The organism is Vibrio sp. PBL-C16, from assembly GCF_034321865.1.
Taxonomy (GTDB): Bacteria; Pseudomonadota; Gammaproteobacteria; order Enterobacterales; family Vibrionaceae; genus Vibrio; species Vibrio alginolyticus.
In genome coordinates this window covers 1,284,429-1,304,447 of sequence record NZ_JAXLNY010000001.1, presented here as the reverse complement: position 1 = coordinate 1,304,447, position 20,019 = coordinate 1,284,429, and the positions used below count along the sequence as shown (strand labels likewise).

16 protein-coding genes are annotated in these 20,019 nt (G+C 44.6%); 9 read left to right on the top strand and 7 right to left on the bottom strand.

The features are described from left to right. Positions 1–1,207 precede the first annotated feature (1,207 nt). The 4 genes from UQW94_RS05550 (at position 1,208) to UQW94_RS05535 (ending at position 7,471) form a co-directional block, all read left to right on the top strand. On the top strand, positions 1,208–2,425 hold the full coding sequence (locus UQW94_RS05550) for an AAA family ATPase (protein ID WP_005374503.1): 1,218 nt from the start codon (positions 1,208–1,210) through the stop codon (positions 2,423–2,425). Positions 2,426–2,432: 7 nt separating this feature from the next. Next, a complete protein-coding gene (locus tag UQW94_RS05545) occupies positions 2,433–3,407 on the top strand; it encodes a ParB/RepB/Spo0J family partition protein (RefSeq protein ID WP_005374504.1) in 975 nt (324 codons plus the stop codon). 105 nt (positions 3,408–3,512) lie between these two features. Further along, the gene (locus UQW94_RS05540; RefSeq protein WP_322142072.1) at positions 3,513–5,540 is read left to right on the top strand and encodes a tRNA(Met) cytidine acetyltransferase TmcA; all 2,028 of its coding nucleotides are present in this window, start codon (positions 3,513–3,515) and stop codon (positions 5,538–5,540) included. Positions 5,541–5,791: 251 nt separating this feature from the next. Beyond that, positions 5,792–7,471 (top strand): DUF342 domain-containing protein, encoded by a 1,680-nt coding sequence (locus UQW94_RS05535; RefSeq protein WP_115386882.1) that lies wholly within the window; start codon positions 5,792–5,794, stop codon positions 7,469–7,471. A gap of 56 nt (positions 7,472–7,527) precedes the next feature. Here the strand turns inward: UQW94_RS05535 and catC are convergent, their stop codons facing one another. Beyond that, entirely contained in the window at positions 7,528–8,187 is a 660-nt protein-coding gene (gene catC / locus UQW94_RS05530) for a type C chloramphenicol O-acetyltransferase (protein WP_322142071.1), read from the bottom strand. A gap of 88 nt (positions 8,188–8,275) precedes the next feature. Between catC and UQW94_RS05525 the strand changes: the two genes are divergently transcribed. Next, entirely contained in the window at positions 8,276–9,187 is a 912-nt protein-coding gene (locus UQW94_RS05525) for a LysR family transcriptional regulator (RefSeq protein ID WP_085569464.1), read from the top strand. 37 nt (positions 9,188–9,224) lie between these two features. Then, positions 9,225–9,890, top strand: coding sequence for a peptidase E (locus UQW94_RS05520; RefSeq protein WP_017821878.1), 666 nt, complete (start codon positions 9,225–9,227; stop codon positions 9,888–9,890). 89 nt (positions 9,891–9,979) lie between these two features. Here UQW94_RS05520 and UQW94_RS05515 read toward each other — a convergent pair whose 3' ends face one another. From UQW94_RS05515 to murQ, 3 genes are all read right to left on the bottom strand, one after another. Next, positions 9,980–11,035 (bottom strand): porin, encoded by a 1,056-nt coding sequence (locus UQW94_RS05515; RefSeq protein ID WP_017821879.1) that lies wholly within the window; start codon positions 11,033–11,035, stop codon positions 9,980–9,982. Between the two features lie 148 nt (positions 11,036–11,183). Next, positions 11,184–12,638 carry a PTS N-acetylmuramic acid transporter subunit IIBC gene (murP, locus tag UQW94_RS05510; protein ID WP_322142070.1) on the bottom strand — a complete coding sequence of 485 codons (1,455 nt, stop codon included), beginning with the start codon at positions 12,636–12,638 and terminating at the stop codon, positions 11,184–11,186. Between the two features lie 28 nt (positions 12,639–12,666). Next, positions 12,667–13,569 (bottom strand): N-acetylmuramic acid 6-phosphate etherase, encoded by a 903-nt coding sequence (gene murQ, locus UQW94_RS05505; protein ID WP_053303963.1) that lies wholly within the window; start codon positions 13,567–13,569, stop codon positions 12,667–12,669. A gap of 242 nt (positions 13,570–13,811) precedes the next feature. On the opposite strand from murQ, the gene UQW94_RS05500 reads away from it, so the two are divergent. Next, positions 13,812–14,663, top strand: coding sequence for an SIS domain-containing protein (locus UQW94_RS05500; protein WP_053303962.1), 852 nt, complete (start codon positions 13,812–13,814; stop codon positions 14,661–14,663). Between the two features lie 19 nt (positions 14,664–14,682). Here the strand turns inward: UQW94_RS05500 and mpaA are convergent, their stop codons facing one another. Beyond that, positions 14,683–15,393 (bottom strand): murein tripeptide amidase MpaA, encoded by a 711-nt coding sequence (gene mpaA, locus UQW94_RS05495; protein ID WP_033907251.1) that lies wholly within the window; start codon positions 15,391–15,393, stop codon positions 14,683–14,685. A gap of 141 nt (positions 15,394–15,534) precedes the next feature. Between mpaA and UQW94_RS05490 the strand changes: the two genes are divergently transcribed. Then, a complete protein-coding gene (locus UQW94_RS05490) occupies positions 15,535–17,160 on the top strand; it encodes an ABC transporter substrate-binding protein (protein ID WP_322142069.1) in 1,626 nt (541 codons plus the stop codon). Positions 17,161–17,223: 63 nt separating this feature from the next. Here the strand turns inward: UQW94_RS05490 and UQW94_RS05485 are convergent, their stop codons facing one another. Further along, a complete protein-coding gene (locus UQW94_RS05485) occupies positions 17,224–17,808 on the bottom strand; it encodes a flavodoxin family protein (RefSeq protein ID WP_025521460.1) in 585 nt (194 codons plus the stop codon). Positions 17,809–18,001: 193 nt separating this feature from the next. Between UQW94_RS05485 and UQW94_RS05480 the strand changes: the two genes are divergently transcribed. Beyond that, positions 18,002–19,206 (top strand): IS3 family transposase gene (locus tag UQW94_RS05480; protein WP_086013821.1). Its coding sequence is split into 2 segments (ribosomal slippage): positions 18,002–18,353 and positions 18,353–19,206, totalling 1,206 coding nucleotides; the frame shifts between segments, so codons are not numbered across the junction. A 20-nt stretch (positions 19,207–19,226) separates the two neighbouring features. Here the strand turns inward: UQW94_RS05480 and UQW94_RS05475 are convergent. Continuing rightward, complete coding sequence (locus tag UQW94_RS05475; RefSeq protein WP_258650571.1) at positions 19,227–19,832, bottom strand: mechanosensitive ion channel family protein; 606 nt, start codon at positions 19,830–19,832, stop codon at positions 19,227–19,229. Between the last annotated feature and the right edge of the window lie 187 nt (positions 19,833–20,019).

Here is a 20,019-nt window from a genome sequence, read left to right as displayed (position 1 = left end):
GCTATGGTTCCGAAGAATAAAGAAAAACAGATCATAAATAAAGAAAAAAGATTGTTTTTTAAATAACTGATCTTTTTGATTAATCTGATCTTAATTGATTATATGATCTAATGATCTGGCTTGGAGTTTTTCTCTAAGCTTTTGTTCTATAAGGCTATTATTTTCATGTATTTCGGAACTATGATCATAAGAAGTCTGAAAGTATGATCAACAATAACCTGAAAGCATGATCATATTTATTCGTAAGCATGATCATTAAGGTTATGAAAAGATGATCAAAAGAGTCTTGAAACGATGATCATGATGTTTTTACAGGTTATCCACAGATGCAGTATTTAATAATGATCTTCACGATGATTATATTGTGCATTGGTAATGTTATTTATACTCGGATCGATGATCAAGAGCCAATATATCTATCGTTCTGGCACCCATATTGATGAGATATCACTCATCTGATTAAAATACATTCAAGTCGCTCATATTTAGAAGTAAATCCTAGTCTCTGCTTATTTACAGGAAGCATGATCATGAGAGTGTGATTTATCATAGCAACTTGCGCAATTTCATTGTTCCGGCTTCTATACCGTCAATTTCTGCTCAATCCCCCATTCTGTCTGCACTCAACCGTAAATCAGAGAAGAAAACTCATGCTTCCGAGAGATTCTAAGGCTTGATCATATTTCCGATTAATGGATCTTATTTTATTTGCGTGTTTACACCGTACTCTGCTCAATTTTGCCATGATCATGCTTTCGGATTTGTTTATTAACACGGAAGCATGATCATAAGTATACCTTGATCATACTTCCATAGATGTTTCGCTAGAACTGCCCTATTTTGTTCGGAGACATGATCAAGGTGTTCAGGTCTTTATTGTTCCGATATTACTTACTATTTTTCGTTTAAATTAGGTTGGTCTAACATAATCCGTAATTTAGCTTAAGATTATAATCGTTCCGGTAGAAAATTGATTTACATTGTAAATGAGTGACGCTGTAACACTTTTTATTTTTAAGTTTAGGTGTCCACTTATGAGAAGATTATTTGATTAAAAATAGTTATCTTTTTGACCATAAATCATAAAAGCGTCGATTTGGGTGTTTTTTTATGTGATGGTTATTCAAAATGTTTGTGCACCTTTTTGTTGTTTTTGGTCTTTACTGCTGTACAATTGCAATTATAAATCCTTCCAACGGAATTTGGCATGAAAAGAGAAAAAACGATTGAAAACCTTCTTGAGTTAGCGGAGCTGACTCAGCAGGTTCAAGCTGACCGTATTGAAATTGTTTTAGAAGAGCGAAGCGATAACTACTTCCCACCAATGTCGAAAGCGATGATGGAAACCCGTTCTGGTCTAACTCGCCGTAAGCTCGACGACGCGATTGGTAAAATGGAAGCCGCTGGGCATCAATTTACCAAAAACAACGCGAATCATTATTCAATTACGTTAGAAGAAGCACACATGCTCATGGATGCGGCTGAAGTGCCTAAATTTCATGAGCGTAAAAAGAATTCAGGTAACAAACCTTGGATTATTAATGTGCAGAACCAAAAGGGCGGTACAGGTAAATCAATGACCGCGGTTCATTTAGCAGCATGTTTAGCGCTAAATTTGGATAAACGATACCGTATTTGTTTAATCGACTTAGACCCACAAGGCTCGCTACGTTTATTCCTCAACCCGCAAATCAGCATGGCAGAGCATGATAATATCTATTCTGCGGTAGACATTATGTTGGGTAACGTGCCTGATGGTGTGGAAATTGACAGTGAATTTTTACGTAAAAACGTATTGCTGCCAACGCAATATCCGAACTTAAAGTCGATTTCAGCGTTTCCAGAAGACGCGATGTTTAATGCGGAAGCATGGCAAACGCTATCTGAAGACCCATCACTCGATATCGTCCGTCTGCTGAAAGAGCAACTGATTGATAAAATTGCTGATGACTTCGATATCATTATGATTGATACCGGTCCACACGTTGACCCATTAGTATGGAATGCGATGTATGCATCAAATGCCTTGCTAATTCCTTGTGCGGCTAAGCGTCTGGACTGGGCTTCAACAGTAAACTTCTTCCAGCATTTGCCTACGGTATATGAAATGTTCCCGGAGGACTGGAATGGTCTTGAGTTTGTTCGCTTGATGCCAACCATGTTTGAGGACGACAATAAGAAGCAAGTTTCTGTTTTAACTGAAATGAACTATCTTCTAGGTGACCAAGTTATGATGGCTACTATTCCTCGTAGCCGTGCGTTTGAAACCTGTGCCGATACCTACAGCACAGTATTTGATCTGACAGTAAGCGATTTTGAAGGCGGTAAGAAGACACTAGCTACCGCGCAAGACGCTGTTCATAAAAGCGCACTGGAATTAGAGCGTGTGCTGCACTCTAATTGGCCGTCATTGAATCAGGGGTAATAAGTAAATGGCTTTGAAAACGTCTGAATTAAACGCGAAATTATTTGGCAAAACGAATAAGCGTCGTGTTGTGACTCCGCAAGAGGCGCAAACTGCGGCAAAAGAGAAAGCTCAAACGATTGAACTAGCAGTTGCAGGTGAAAATATTGTTCAGTTTGAACTTGTGCGTATTCCTGCAAATAAAGTTGCGACAGAAACAACAGTATTTGTTGATAACGCTCGTGAGCAATCGTTCTTAAACGAACATGCTTTATCTGATGTTTTAGTCACACTCAAAGAGCGTGGCCAACAATATCCAGCAGTGGGTCGTAGAACTGAAGATGGCAAGATTGAAGTTTTAGATGGTAGCCGTCGTCGCATGTCTTGTATCCTCGCTGAACAAGACTTTTTGGTTTATGTTGCTGACAACATTAATACTGACCATGCTAAGTTTTTGTCTGATGTGGCAAATGCTCACAAGCCGCTCTCTTTATATGAAAAAGGGAAAGAGATGCAGGCTAAGCTTGATAGTGGTGAAGCTGAGGATCAGAAAGCATTGGCAAAAATGTTCCAGTGCAGTGAAGCGTTGGTAAGTGGCGCTTTAAAAGCCGCAGCATTACCGTTAGAACTGCTTCAAGCGTATCCGAATGTTGGCGATCTCGGTCGCCCAACAATCGTGAAACTGCACAAACAGTTTTCAACGCTAACGCCAGAGCAGCAGCAAGAGCTGTTAGATAAATGTCGCTCTAGCGAAGGGTTTTTGTGGCAGCGAAGCACTGCTCAAGGCGTTGCTCGTCTGACAAAAGAAGTCACGGAAAGCATCGAAAATTGGATTACTGAACTTGCACCAGCAAAACCTGGTAAGAAGACGGAAAAAGTCGACTTAGTTAAAGGTCGAGCAAGCTATAGCCGAAAAGGTAGCAGCCTGGCGTTGAACTTGAAGAAAGTTGACGACAGCTTAATGGAAGAGATTCTTGCGTTTGTACAAACCAAACTGCAATAACAAATGATGATTGAATCAACCGCCTCCGGGCGGTTTTTTTATATCTGAGAAGCGTCAAATTAAAGATGTGATACCATTGCGTCAGTTCAACGTTGGATAGACAAAATGCAGACACAATCTGATTTCCTTTCATCACTTCAACATCAAGCTCACCAATCTTTCCAAAGGATTGGTGTTGTCATTCAAGGGGAGGCTTCTTGGCAAAATGCGTTGATGTCAGAGTTCCATAAAACGCAGCGCCATCAACGTTGGTTTTCTGTTGGTTATTTTGGTTTGAAAAACGTATCCAGTGTTTCGTCTAAACAAGGGCACATGTTGCTAGGCAGAGAGTGTGACGTTCTATTGTTTGATGCTCGAAATGGCTTTGACGCCAATAGTTTTACCGCCGCGCTTGGCTCATTGGTTGGCGGCGGTTTTCTTATTGTCATTACTGAGCTGCGACAAAATGCGAATTTTGCTCAGCAATGGATGCACAAACAATGGGAGAAGTTCGTTGTTATTGAGCAAGACAAACCATTGCCAACGGCTCCAGACATCAAGCAAGCAGAAAAAGAAAGCCACTACACGGAACAAGAACATGCCATTTCTCTAATTGAAAAGGTGGTGACAGGACATCGAAAGCGACCATTAATTTTGACCGCTGATCGTGGACGTGGAAAAACAAGTGCCCTCGGAATTGCGTGTGCGAACTTATTACAGCAGAAGCCGCTTAGAATCTTAATTACGGCACCATCTATAAAAGCCGTTGAGCCTGTTTACCAACATGCTTTACGTTTACTCCCTAGCGCACAGCGTATTAAGAAGGACAGATTAGAATCAGGGCAGGGAGCCATTCAATTTATTGCTCCAGATGAACTATTATTGAGTCGACCTGAATGTGATTTGTTACTTGTCGATGAAGCGGCTGCAACTCCAGTTCCTATGCTCAAAAGCATTACCGAACATTATCATCGACTCGTTTTTTCTACGACTGTTCATGGTTATGAAGGTTGTGGCCGGGGCTTTACGATTAAATTTGTTGATTGGCTTCAGAAACAGCGTTCGGGAATGAAAACATGGCACATGACACAGCCCATCCGCTGGAGCATGAATGATGCGCTTGAATCATGGCTCTATGACGCGTTTTTGTTGGATGCGGAGTTAACGCACCATCAACTTAAACAGGTCGACTCAATTTCCCTTTCTAAAGCCGATAAGAACAATTTGATATCGCAGCCTAGTTTGCTGCGTGAGTGCTTCGCTCTTTTGGTGAATGCTCATTATCAGACCTCGCCGAATGATTTGATTCACCTTTTGCAAGACGACAACAGTCAGCTCTATTTTGCTAAGCAAGATAATGCGGTTGTGGGGGTGATATTAGCGGTCGAAGAGGGGGGCCTTGACGATGAATTGATTGAAGAAATCCAGCTTGGTAAGCGTCGTCCTAAAGGACACTTAGCCCCAATTACGATTGCAAACCACCTAGGATTCCCGAATGTCGCGAATCTATCGACGCTGCGAGTCATGAGAATTGCGGTTCATCCAGCATTGCAAGGCAAAGGCATTGGTCAAAAAATTCTGCAGCAACTTGAGCAAATGGCTGCTAAACACATTGCCTACTTATCCACGAGTTTTGGTGCGACGGAAGAGTTGCTCTATTTCTGGCGACAATCGAACTTCCGTACAATTCGCTTAGGGTCAATGCGCGATGCTGCTAGCGGTTGTTATTCAGTCTTGATGGTCAAACCTTGTGATTCCCAACAGACGGCTTGGGTCGACCAATCTCAGGCGCTATTTGAAGAAATGTTGTCTAACAATGTGGCTGACGTCTATCCAAAATTAGAAGCCCCTATTTTTCGAGCTCTATTGCCGCAACCTTTGGGAATGAGTCCACTTCATCCCGCTAAGTTATTACTAATTGAATGTTATGCTGATGGTGGTAACAGTTATGAGTCTGTGTCTGTGTGGCTTCAACAGTGGTTACTTAATTTAGGTTTGAACTCTGTTTCCGACTTGATGATTAGTAAGCTTTTTCTTAACCGTAGTTGGACTGAATGTGCTCAGCAATTTGGTTTACCTGGAAGAAGGCAAGTTGAGCAGCAGTTAAGGGACGAAGTAAGACACATTTGGAGCGATTTACACTGTAAACAATAAAGGGAAATTTACACTGTAAATGAAATTATTGGGAGCTGATTTTACACTGTAAATCCAGCTCCTTTTTGTTTCAGCGTGTATTTTGATTGAGCTTTAGGTTAAATCGAGTTTTCTCTTAATATGCGGTTTAACCGTTATTGATGGATTACTTTCTTTAGTGACGTGAGCCCTATAATAAGAAATGCGAGGTTTGTTCAGAAAACGGATTTGGTTAGACTGAAAGTGTTGATGGGAAGCAAAGTGGTAAGGGTATGTGGAAGCTGTGTCTTGAGTTATCTGAAGATAAGACCAAGGTGATAGCCCGTCTTCCGGGAGAAGTGGACCTCGGTGGTGAGCTAAATCAAAATGAATTAAACGAGCAGCTCGTCGCAATGAACGCTGAAAGGATGTTTGTTGTTGAGGGGGAAGTCGTTAGGTTCATTAACTGCGCCAAAGAACGTAAAGCCGAAGCTTACGAAGGCATCGTCATTGCGGAAAAACGCAACGCGCAAGTTGAGGTCGAATTATCGAATAATGACATGCTCGCCAGTATGAACGTTGTCGGTGCGTACGGAGGCCGAGGTTTACGTGGCCCCGAGATTGTTCAAGCCCTTGCTCAAGCGCGAGTTTCGAAAGGCATCAACAAACTGGCTTTGAAGAAAGTGTTGGTTGTCAGCACTCAGCTCAAACCCGGCGAAACTTTTTCTCAACCTGTAGCGGTTGGTAAGCAACCTATCAAAGGCAAAGACGCTCTTTTTACTCCTCTCGTTAAAGACATCACCAAACGCATCCTCAAACCCAAAGACGGCCAATCTGCTAGCGACAAAATTGATTTACGTAACCTCGGTGAAACTATCGCGGTTGACGTAGGCGATGAGGTGATGCGCCGCACGCCTGCGACCAAAGGTACGCCAGGTTTTACTGTTCAAGGGCGAGTGATTCCTCCACAAGCTGGAAAAGACAGCCCAATGAAGCCAGGCAAGGGCACCGAGATAAGCAAGCACGACCCAAACCTATTGATTGCATCGGTATCCGGTACGCCTCTAATTAAAGACAAAACCATTGAAGTTGATAACGCACTCTGTCTCAATAGCGTTGGCGTGAATACAGGTCACGTGAAATTCAAAGGGAATGTGATTATCGGTGGCAACATCGAATCCGGAATGATTGTTAAAGCGACGGGCTCTATTACTGTAGGCGGCTTCATTGAATCGGCTGAAGTACAAGCGCAAGACGACATTCAAGTTGGTAAAGGGATCATTGGCCACACCGTGAGTGATGGCCAGCCAAAGAGTTGTCACGTCAAAGCCAAAGGTTCGATTCGTGCCAGCTACGCCCAATATTGTGATTTGCAAGCCGGCGAAGATATTGAGTTGGCGGTGCACAGTATGAATAACGATATTGTTTGTCGGCGCAATCTGACGGTGCTGGATGCGAACGGTAGGAACGGTACGCTCAGCGGCGGAGATGCAAAAGTCGGTGGCAAAGTGGTGTGCTTACAATTGGGCGTAGAAGGCGACACCGCCACAAAGGTAGAAGCGTTTGCGCGCTATTCTGCATTTAAGGAGCGATTAGCAGAGCTCAAAGATCAATACAAACGCGCTCAAGAAGGAACGATGGATGTGATTCGTAAAGAGCTCGAATTTAAGAAACGTCCTAAAGCCGAACGTACCGACGAAGAACAAGCTCAGATTGACGTGATGAAAACACAAAACAACGAGCAGCTTGAAGCGATAAAGCAAAAGCTAGAACAAACGGAACATGACTTTGAAGTCGCGTTAGAAGAAAATATTGTCGAAGCCAAAGAGCGTGTCTTCACACGCGTGACGGTGCAGTTTGGCGACGAACAAGTAACGACAAAGCGCACTCATGGCGGTTGTTCGTTCCGTTTCAATCAATACGAAATTAAAGTCTCGGCGAACTTGGAAGAAGAGGACGTCGCTGCGGTTTAAGCTTTCTTACTCATTGAGCCCACACGTCGCAACAAGATGTGTGGGCTTTTGTTTATCTACAAATCGACAATGTGCTCTTGATAGTAGTCCGCAAGCGCACCGGCTTGGCTGCTACACATTACTTTCATTGCTTGTTTAATGTGTTCTATTGGCCAGTTCCACCAATGGATATTGAGTAGAGTCTCAATCTCTTTATCGCTAAATCGTTGACGTACGACTTGGTTGTTTCCAACCACCACCGAATAAGGTTGCACGTCTTTCGTCACTACGGCGCGTGCTCCGATGACGGCTCCATCGCCGATGTTTACTCCGGGCATGATCATCGCCTCACTGCCAATCCAAACATCGTTCCCCACCACTGTATCTCCGGCACGCTCGAAACCGTCTTGTACGCCTTCTCCAAATTCTTCAGGAGAGAAGGGGAAGGTCGAAATCCAGTCAATGCGATGACCTTGGTTTCCTGCCATCATGAAGGTGGCTCCAGAAGCGATGGAACAAAACTTGCCAATGATTAATTTGTCGATGCTATCGGGTTCTCTACTTTGCCATTCTTGAAGTGTGACGGGGTCACCCAACAAGTAGCGTACCGCTTGCTCTTCGAAGCTTTTTTGATGATAGAAGCCCGAGTAATAGCTGTAATCGCCAACGATGATATTGGGATTAGTGATGTGATCTTTAATGACTTGACCTTTTAACCACGTGTCGAAAACACTCATAACTCATCCTTTCAAATTTAGGTTGTACAGAGTTTAGAGGCTTTCTATTATTTCCAGTAGTTTGATTTTAGAGATTCAGAATTACTGTATGGAAATAAAATGGCTCAGCTACGTACCACTTTACGTCGCTTTGTGTGAGGAACGAAGTATTGCTGGTGCAGCAAAGCGACTGAATTGTTCGAATGCGCATGTAAGTCGGCAACTTAAACAGCTTGAAGACATATTGTCGGTGCAGCTTATTCAGCGAACTACGCGCCAGTTTAATTTGACCTACGATGGTTTGCGGTTTTATCAGCAGGTAAAGCAACTGCTCGAAGGCGCTGAGCAGATCAATGAGCAAGTCATGGCAAACGAGATCGTATCGGGAAAATTGAGAATAGCGGCGTCCGCTTCTTTCGGAGCTGCGTTACTCAGCCAAACATTGATCGAGTTTCGATTGCAACATCCACAAGTGAGTGTTGAAGTGATCTTCACAGAGACACCTCTCGACTTGATTGAGGCTGGGTTTGATATCGCATTCTACTTTACCGATACTCCCCCAGAGGGATACGTCGGCCATCAGCTACGCACTTTACACTGTAAACCGATCGCTCATCGCTCGTATTTAGCTGATAAACCAAATGTAAGTACGCCAGAGGAGCTTGGTGACTTAGAGCACATCCTTTATAAAAGTCGTGACTTGGTGTTAGACAAGTGGACGTTTACGCATAAGCAAACTCAACAGCAGTGCAGCATTGAGTTAGAAAGTACGCTGAGTTTTAATCTTGTCCAGTCCATGTTGGATGCTACTTTGACTGGCTGTGGTGTAGCCATGTTAGATGAATTTGCACTGGCTAAACTCGACCCTGCACAAAAAGAACAACTCGTGAGTTTGCTGCCAGAATGGCAAACGGATGCGATTTTGCCGCTTTATCTGCTTTACCCAAAACGTGAGCACTTACCAAGAAGAACGCGAGCGTTCATCGAACACTTTAGGAACATATATTCTGTCGGCGAATAGCGACAACAAACTTAGCAACAATTGAGGAAGCAAAGGAATGCGAAAACACTGTATTGCGATTGGCGGTGGGGGCTGGATGATGGGAGAGAATCCGAGCCCGCTCGATCAATACATTTTGTCTTTGTCTTGTAAGGAGAATCCAAACATTTGTTTTATACCTACAGCCACGGGAGATGCTGATGAAGTGATTGAACGTTTTTACGATGCGAAGCTTAGTGAAAACGTGACCCATTTTCCGCTGTTTAAGTTTGAAGCTGGTTGGAAAGAAACGCTATTTGAACAAGACATCATTTACGTAGGTGGCGGTAATACGCGTTCGATGTTGGCCATTTGGCGCGAATGGGGAATCGATAGAATACTCAAGCAGTGTTATGAACAAGGCATCATCATTTGTGGCATGAGCGCAGGTGCAATTTGTTGGTTTGAGTTTGCGGTGACAGACAGTGATCCCGAAGCATACCAAGTTATGCGTTGTCTTGGATTTATTGACGGTTTGGCTGCGGCACATTTTTCTCATGTAGGTGAGAAGTTCGAGGTTTTCCAAGCCTTTGCTCGTTCTCAACCGAGCATCACTTGTTATGGCATTCACGATTATGCGGCATTGCACTTTGTTGATGGAAAATTGTTAGCTACTGTCACCAGCCTCCCTGATGCAGGCGTGTTGGTTAAAACAGGTAACGAAGAAAACATATTGCGAGGGTGAGCTTCTTCAAATCAGCATTAAAGGCAATAACTACTGACCGGACATAGAAGAAGCTCATGGATTCAGCTAACTTACATTAAGTATCGTGCTTACAGCTCGTAACGGAGACCTAAGTGGTAGTAGCTTTCGTCTGCGTGTGCACCGCCAAACGAGACTTCTTGTCCATTGCTGTAGCCACGCGAGCCGTTACGATCAACGTAGTTTGTGTAGATAGAAGAACGAGGCGTCAGTTTGTATTGCACTTCTAGCGTTGTATCTTTCAGCTCTAGCTCGTCACCATCACTATTTTCTAAAGAACGATAACCAGCACGCAGTGCCCATTTGTCATTTACACTGTAAACCGCCGTTAGTTCCATCACTTTGTCGGTACTGGTTTGTGAGTAATAGCCCTCTAGTTCATCTTCCGAGTACAACGCACCCAACATCAAATCACCTAGGTAGTAACGCGTACCTGCACCCCAGAATGTGTAATCGGTGTCGTTGCTTTCACGTGCATCACCTTTATTCTTCTGCATCGCTATCACTGGTGCCAAGGTACCCAAATTCCCCATGTCTAGCGTATAACGCAGTGCAGCGTTGTAACCGTAGTCGAGCTCAGAAGTGTTGTTTCCTAAAATGTACGCGACAGAAAAATCGACATTACCTAGGCTGTTTTGGTATTGCAGCGTGCCATCTTGACGGAAAACTTGCGTTGCGGTTTTGTCGACTTTATTCGCTTGGCGCGCCATAGAAACATCGGAAGAGGCGAACACATCACCAATGTCGGTAAACATAATCAACCCAGATGCCACGCGACCACCAGTAATGCGACCATAATCTTTCGCATCAATACCCGCCCATACATAACGTGCGGTCAGAGACGGTTTGTCGTTTACTTGGTTTGCGTATTCAGCGGCACCCACTTGGTATTGCGCTTGGCCGATGATCGACGCGTACTCGTTGATGGTTTGTGAACCGTTTAAACCAATACGGCCATCAAACTCGCCATTTGCATCGCCGTGCTCGTTATTTTTACTGGTGACATTGAAACCAAGACGAGAGTAAATATTTAAAACTGACCCATCTTCCGCTTGATACAGCTGCGCTGCCATTGCGTTTGATGCCATCAATGTAGGGAGAAGTAGAGTCAAAATGTGCTTTTTCATGATTAACGACCTTTCATTTCTATTGTTTTAGGTACGACAAAGCCCCTTCCGAGTAACGGAATAAGAAAAATTATCGTGAAGTAGAGAGAGGGTGCGCCCTTGTTTGCCAAGGGCGCGAGCTAGTCCATTCCTATAGGGGAAGAATGATTTAGCTTAAATCGACGTCTTTGCAGCCAAAGAAGTAAGTCGCGAGGAAGCCAACGATATAAGAGATAAGCAGGCCAGCAACAAACACCATCATGCCCGGGAAGATGCCATTTTCAGATGTCATGAGAGGAATCGCCACGATACCGGACGGGCCAAACACCGTATTAAGACCAACTGGTAAGCCAAGGTAAGAAACTAAACCGATAAAGAAGCCGCCCGCAGCACCACCAATACAAGCGGTAACGAATGGTTTTACACGTGGTAATGTCACGCCGTAAATCAATGGTTCGCCAATGCCTAGAAGACCCGGAATAATAGCGCCTTTAACTTGAGTGCGCAGTAGAGCGTCTTTTTTGGCTTTGAAATACAGCGCCATTGACGCGCCAACCTGACCGCCACCTGCCATCGCCAGGATAGGGAATAGTGAGTTAAAGCCCTGTGCTTCCATCAATGCGAAGTACACTGGAACAAAACCCTGGTGGATGCCAAATACCACAGAAATTAAGAACAAACCTGCCAAGATTGCAGCGCCTAATGGGTTATCGTTCAAGTTGAGGAATAACCAAGACATCCCTTTAAACAGCTCGCCGCCGATTGGCATGATGATCAAGAAGGTTACCGCACCCATGATCAACAGAGTGATAACGGACGTTAAGATCATGTCCAGATCATCTGGCATGTATTGACGAACCTTACGCTCGACTTGTGCACCGATGATCGCTGCTAAAAGTACGCCGATAATGTTGCCGCGCGGATCAATCGCAAAGCCGAAAAACTCGTTCATGCCAGAGTAAATGCCGGATGTCGCCTCTGGGTTGTAACCCAGCACAAACAAAGAGGCGAGAATGGCACCATTAACACCAGAGCCGCCAAATGCTTGCTGCGCGTTGTAACCAATCAGAATACTTAGGAAAGCAAACAGACCCTTACCAAAGACTTTCATGTAGGCGATCAAATCCAACATAAACTGGCTTGGTGTCTGGTCGAGAACAAACATTTGTTCCAATAACGTCGCAAAACCTAGCAACAAACCAGCGGCAATAAAACCAGGGATCAACGGCGTAAAGATAGTGGCAAACTTGCTTAAAAAACGCTGAACCGCACTGGTTTGCTTGCTCTTCATCTGTTTTTTCTGCTCGGCCGCGACGGCAGAAAGATCTTGTTGCGGCATATCTGGTTCTTCACTGTCACCAGAAGTTAAGCTGTTGATCAATTGATTCATCATCTCAGCCGCTTGTTGAGCTTTTCCGGGACCGAGAATGATCTGAAATTGCTCATCGCTTTCCACCACACCCATTACGCCGGGAATTTGCTTGATAACAGACTGATCAGCCAAACCATTGTTGGCGAGCGATAAACGCAAACGCGTCATACAGTTACCACATTTGCTTACGTTGTTACTGCCACCCACTGCGGACAGCAACTGCGATACTGTGTTTGAAGTTATTTTTGCCATAGGGTCTATCCTTCAGAACTCGGATTATTTAGTTATTATTTAGTGCTGCGCGAATAAAGCCGTTGTGCGCGGCGAGGCGTGATTTGGCTTGTTCGGCATCCAAATCGGCCAAAATCATTAAGATGGCGGTTTTGCAGTGGCGACCGCAGGCCTTTAATGCTCGCTCTGCTTCTTCTTTTGATGCGCCGGTTGCTTCCACAACAATGTTGGTTTGGCGTTGGATGAGCTTGGCGTTAGTGGCTTCTACATCCACCATTAAGTTGCCAAATACCTTACCGCTACGAATCATTGCGCCTGTCGTGAGCATGTTTAGCACCAGTTTTTGTGCGGTGCCGGCTTTCATGCGAGAAGATCCAGTGACAACCTCTGCGCCAACTATCGGCAGAATCGCGATGTCGGCTGCTTCTGCCATGGCACATTCTGGATTACAGGCGATAGATGCGGTCGTGGCTCCGATGGATTTAGCGTAGTCCAAACCACCTAGTACATAAGGTGTACGGCCACTCGCTGCAATGCCTACAACCACGTCATGCTTGGTGAGGTGAAGTGCTTTTAAGTCGTCTTGACCCATTTTCGCGTTGTCTTCTGCGTTTTCTACCGCTTTTAAAATCGCTTGATGCCCACCAGCAATTAAGCCAATCACCATATCTGGATGCGTGCCGTAGGTAGGAGGACACTCGCTTGCATCAAGAATGCCTAAGCGACCTGACGTACCAGCTCCCATGTAAATTAAACGGCCACCATTTGCAAAAGCTTGGGTAATTGCGTCAACTGTCTCTGCAATTTGTGGTAGCACCGCTTTTACCGCGAGCGGGACTTTTTGATCCTCTTCATTAATGACTTGCAGCATCTCGATGGTCGAAAGCGTATCGATCTCGGCACTGGCTGGGTTACGGCTTTCTGTCACCAATCTGCTTAAATCAATTTTCATGTTTTGCACTCTTCGTAATGTTCAATCTGAGGGCGATTTTATGGAATAAAATATTCAGGTTTGGTGATAAAAATCACACTTGAGGTTATTCTTTATGCAGGAGAAATTTGGAATAATGAGAGAAAATATACGTCTATTACATCCAGGATTAACTGCCTTGGTTAGAATAATCAGGGGGTTAAATCAAACTCTTATTATTTTTGTTTTGGAATAATTTATTTAAAATTTTTGAGGTTTTTGTTGTGTCAGTTATCAATAAGATAGTCGCGAGGCGTACTCAGCTTTCGCAAAGTGGTCGTTTGGTCGGCGATTGGATTGTTGAAAACGCAGAAAAGGCAGCGCAGCTCACCAGCCAAGAACTTGCGGCGCAAGTAAAAGTGAGTCAATCGAGCATTGTGAAATTTACTCAGCGTATTGGCTTTAAAGGCTACAGCGAGTTTAAGTTAGCTCTGAATGAAGAGATTGGCCGTAAGCATGCGATGCAGTCGACACCGTTGCACAGTGATATTTTGGCAGATGATCCCATCGCGGTTATTTCACAGAAACTGGTGAAAGCAAAAACCGACGCTATGTTTCAAACCACCAATGCGCTGTCTTATGAAGCGTGTCACCAAGCGGTGAAATGGTTGAGTGAAGCGCGTCGAGTGCAAGTGGTCGGGATTGGGGGCTCTGCACTGACCGCGAAGGATTTAAGCTTTAAACTGCTTAAACTTGGTATTACGGCGCTTTCTGAACAAGACAGCCACGTGCAGATTGCTGTTGCCCGCACGCTCTCTCCAGAAGATGTTCAGATCGCAATCTCGTTTTCGGGTGAGCGCAAAGAAATTCTCGTCGCGGCAGAAGCGGCAAAAGAACAGGGCGCGAAGGTGATTGCGTTATCTGCGCCTGGAAGAAGTCGCTTGCGCGGTATTGCCGATATTACGTTTGATACGATTGCCAATGAAACGGAACATCGCAGCTCATCCATTGCTTCGCGTACCGCGCAAAACGTGATCACCGATTTGCTGTTTATCATCTTGGTTCAGCAAAGAGACGACAGTGCCCGTCAGTTGATCAGCGATATCAGTACCGACATCAAACAGATCCTCACATGATCGCTTGTTTAACAGCGGACTAGAGATCCGGATCGTGCCTCAGCAAAGCAATAAAAGCAGAGAGATGTTTTTCAATGGTGAGATCGGCAGAAATCGCTGGTAACTCCAACGTGATGCAAGGTAAATCACGTTCACTACACCAAGTGCCGAATGAGCCGGGTGTTTCGTAGTCGATATCGTCAACGATTGGCAGTTGGAACTGCTCGCCGAGCCATTTGGCAAGGTCGGAATGTTTGGGATCATCCACAAAAGCAAGCGGTTCATGAAACGACACCACAAACTTTGGCTTGCGCAGTTCAATCAAGTTAATTAATGCGCTAACTTCAGGCTCTAGTTGGTTTTTAGTGCCAGTTTTCACCTGTACGTCTCGAACGGGTGTGTGAGAGCTCCATCGATACACTGTGCCATGCTCAGTCCAATTTTGGGTTGGAAACGCGCGATTGAGATCCACTTGGTTTGCATTTGCGCGTGTGCCTAGTTGGTTGCCGTCAGGATTCATTGACAGAATCACATCATGTCGTAAGTTTTCAGCAGGCAAGCTTCTTAGCGCGCAGGACAAACCTGCAATCGAGGCCGTCTCGTCCCCGTGAGTGCCTGCCAAAATCAAACCTCGCGAAGCACTTTCGACTTGAGCCGGAAAATACAGTAATGGCGCACCAAGCACGGATTGACCGTATGATGTTGGCCGAATTAAAAATGCCGCTCTTTCCGTTCTTGGAATTAGACTCACCGTAATCTCCTGATTGATGAAGTAGTATCAATATCTAAGCTAATTACACCTAGCTAAACTGAACCGTTTAAACTCGTCAACGGTTGAAATGTTAATTGTGGAATTTGCTTCACAAGACTCGTTAGGAGAACGAAAAACGATATGGATTTTAAAAAACATTCAACGGCGTTGCTGATTTCCTCTTTATTCACCCCTTTTCTTGCTACATCAGTTGCTGCGGAGACCTTACCTAAAGGCATTCAACTTGCCGCAGAACAGCATTTAGTACGTGCGAATGACGCAGAGGCGGCGACGCTTGACCCAGCGAAAGCCGAAGGTCTGCCAGAAATGCATGTGATTCGTGACTTATTTGAAGGGCTTGTGATTCAAGATCGTGACGGAAACATTATTCCCGGTGTGGCAGAATCATGGGAAACCAACGACAACCAAACCTTTACTTTTCACTTGCGCAAAGACGCGAAATGGTCGAATGGCGAGCCTGTGACAGCGGATGATTTTGTCTATTCACTGCGCCGAGCGGTAGATCCGAAAACCGCTTCTCCAAATGTTTGGTATCTCAAACTCACCAAGATCAAAAACATCACCGATGTAGCAGAGGGCAAAAAGCCTTTGGACGATCTCGGTATCAAGGCAGTGGATAAATACACCCTACGTTTTGAGTTGGACAGTCAAGTGCCGTACTTTGTTGCTATGACTGGGCACACGTCCATGATGCCAGTGCATCAAGCGACAGTGGAAAACCGCGACAAGCCGTGGAGTGATCCAGACCAATTTGTTAGCAACGGTGCATTCACATTGGATGAGTGGGTCGTGAATGAGCGCATTGAACTGGTTAAGAGTCCAAGTTACTGGGACAGCGCAGATACGCATCTAAACAGAGTGACTTATATTCCGTTTGAAAACCAAAACGCGTCGATCAATCGTTATGCGGCAGGAGAGCTGGATATCACGTCAGATGTGCCGACTCATATGGCGCAGAAGCTTAAACAAGATTACAAGCAGGCTTACACGGTGGTGCCATTATTGTGCACGTATTACTACGCGTTCAATACCACTCGTCCGCCATTTGATGATGTGCGAGTGCGTCAAGCGGTGTCGTACTCCATCATGCGCGATGTGATTACGAATGGTGTCACGCAAGTGGGCAACCTTCCTGCTTATACTTTTGCGCATCAGTACACCGCAGGGTTTGATGCGACGCCGCCTGAATACAGTAAGTGGAGTCAGCAACAACGTGACGAGAAAGCGCGTCAGTTGTTAAAAGAAGCGGGTTACAGCCAAGACAAGCCGCTCGATTTTAAATTGTTGTACAACACCAGTGAGGCAAACAAATCGATCGCGGTTGCGATAGCGTCGATGCTACAAAAAAATCTCGGTGCACACGTGGAGTTAGAAAACCAAGAGTGGAAGTCATACTTAGTGGCGCGTAAACAAGGCAATTTCGATGTGATGCGCGCTTCCTGGTGTGGTGATTACAATGAAGCGTCTACTTTCCTGAGCTTACTTCGCTCAGGTTCTTCGGGTAACTTTGCACGTTACAGCAGTGAAGCGTACGACAACGCGATGAACAGTGCATTGGCTGCAACCAATGAGAAAGCACGCCAAGGTTTCTATGATCAAGCCGAGCAATTGTTGGCGGCGGATATGCCAATCGCACCGATTTACTACTACATGCAAGCGCGTTTGGTTCGTCCTACGGTTGGCGGTTTTGCCAAGAACAACGTAGAAGGTCGTATCTACTCGAAAGACCTCTACATCAAGAAGTAGCGCTCAAAACAAGCGATAAATATGAAGCCCCGAAGATGTATCTTACGGGGCTTCTTTTTATTGTTAGCGAGTGGAGAGCTTATTCACGAGCATAGCGACTCGTTTGCCAAGATACTCCGCCGTTGCAACATCAGAAGCATGCAACTGACCACCTTCACCACCTTGTGCAACAATACCACCTTGTACACCATAACGATTCAGGTTTTGCTCCCCAGAATTGCTGATCTTATCCAACCCGACCCACATCATGCCGTGTTGGTTAGCGAGCGTTTGTAGATATTGTAATGTGCAAGATTGGTCGCCATTCATTGCCCCACCACTGGTAAAGCCAGCCGCGATTTTGCTCGCCCATTTTTGGTAATACCAAGATTCACTGCTTGCATCTGCAAATGCTTTAAACTGCGCTGCTACACCGCCCATATAGGTCGGTGAGCCAAAGATAATCGCATCACACTCAGCAAGTTCATCCATTAGTTTAGGGTTCACAAAACGTCCCTCAATAATCTCACTGCCTTCAATTCGGTGAGAGAGGATTTCACATTCATCTTGCTGCTTAATGCCTTGTTGTTCAAGGCCTGCGGCAATCGCGCGAGCAAGCTGACCAGTAACGTCGGTTTTAGAGAAATAAATAATCGCAATTTTGGACACAATGGTTCCTTTTTTCATTGTTGATTTTTAATCGTGCGACTAAGGCTAAAACCTCAAGCTAAGTTGAGGTCAACACTAAAACTTAAAAAGAAGTGTATTAAAAAAGCCGATGTAGATACATCGGCTTTTTAGTGGGTTATTGTTCCGTCCTAAATAAGGTTGACACTTTCCACACCCAAAATTGGAGAGTGTTATGAAATCAACAACTAAAAGAACTCAGCGCGATTACTCCCTCGCTTTTAAACTCACTGTAGTTGATGAGGTTGAAAAGGGAAGCCTCACTTACAAACAAGCCCAAGAGAAGTATGGCATCCAAGGTTGCTCTACGGTTTTGGTTTGGCTTCGTAAGCATGGTCGACTAGATTGGTCTAAAGGGACACCTAACTTTATGTCCAAAGGAGACTCTATGGCCGAGTTCAATTCACCTCCTACACCAGAGCAACGTATTAAAGAGCTTGAGAAGCAGCTCGAAGATGCTCAACTCAAAGCCGACTTCTTTGAAGCTGTCGTGAACGTTATGGAACGTGACTATGGTGTTAGAGTGACAAAAAAGCACAAAGAAGCGTTGTCCAAGAGAAAACCATAGTAGGTTTGAGCGTTACGAAGTTTTGTCAGTTAGTACAAATCTCTCGCCAAGCTTATTATAAGCAATGCCAAACTCAATCTCGTTGTGAACATCATGAGCATGCTGTCATTGGCTTTGTCCATGAAGTCAGGCTGAAGCAGCCACGCATTGGCACGCGTAAACTGAAGTTCTTAGCAGCAACAAAGGGCATTCAAATAGGTCGCGATAAGCTCTTTGAACTTCTCAGAAAGCATCGGCTGTTAGTGAGAGCAAGACGAGCCTATCACCGAACGACTGACAGCCGTCATCGATTTTTCTGTCACCCAAACAAAGTGAAAGATGGGCTGACACCAACGAAGCCAGAACAACTGTGGGTTGCTGATATTACTTACTTGCCAACTCAAAATGGAGAGAGTTATCTCAGCTTGGTTACAGACGCTTATTCAAGGAAGATTGTTGGTTTTTATGTGGATGACAACATGAAAACTCAATCAGTTAAGCGGGCATTTATCTCAGCTCTCAGGCAACGGCAGAGTGAAGAAAAGCTAATACACCACTCAGATAGAGGTTCACAATACTGTTCGAAGGAATATCAAGATATCCATAAGAAACATAGAGTGACTTGCTCAATGACTGACGGGTATGACTGTTATCAGAATGCTTTAGCTGAGCGTGTAAATGGGATACTCAAAATGGAGCTCTTGCTGAAGAAACCGAAAGATCTGAAAGAAGCAAGGACGATGGTAGCAGAGTCCGTAGATATCTATAATCAAATGAGGCCTCATACGGCTTTAAAATACAAAACGCCCGATGAAGTACATCGAGCGTTTTAGTTAAAAAGTGTCAACCCATATCAGGACGGGTCATATTTCTTTCTGCGAGTATAAATCCGAGATTTTACTTTACTTGGCTCTAGCTTGTTTTTCGCCAGTTTTAGCACTGCTTTTTGCAAAATCTGGTTGTTTGGGTAAGTGATCAAGTTACCGTTGTCGTGCTTAATTAACACGTGAAACATGCTGATTTCTTGAATCTCACCGCAGATGTCTTCATCTTTGTCTACGACTTTAATTCGGTCACCCACTCGGTATGGGAAGACAAAAAAGATCAAAAAGCTGGCAGTGATGTTGCTCAGAATTGACCACTGCGCAATAAACGCCACACCTAATACGGCAAAAATGGACGATAGGAACAAAGACACATCGCCATAGCCAATACCTGTGATAATGGCAAAAATAGAGGCGGTCAAAAATAGCAGCGCGACATTGAAACAGCGCTGAATAAAACTCAAACGAGCCTTTTTTACACCTTTCGTTGTTGCCAAATTTAGGATGGCTCTATTTACAATCCTCTTCAGGATGCGATACGCGATCAGGACAAAAATGCCCATCAATAGTTTGTAACCGAGGGAGCCCGTAGTGAAATACTGGCTCACTTGCTCTAATTGGATCCAATCATTCATTTCTTCATCTCGACGATATCTAGAAAGCGGCTTTTATAGCTGATTTTTTGCTGTAAGTAATCACAATTTTTCTTTACACCATTTGTCTCTGTGTTGAGGTACCACAGAGTACTATATTGGTTAATCAAAGACTTAGTGAGCATTGCGAACTCTTTGGCTTCATTACTTATATTCAACCAAAGCAGAC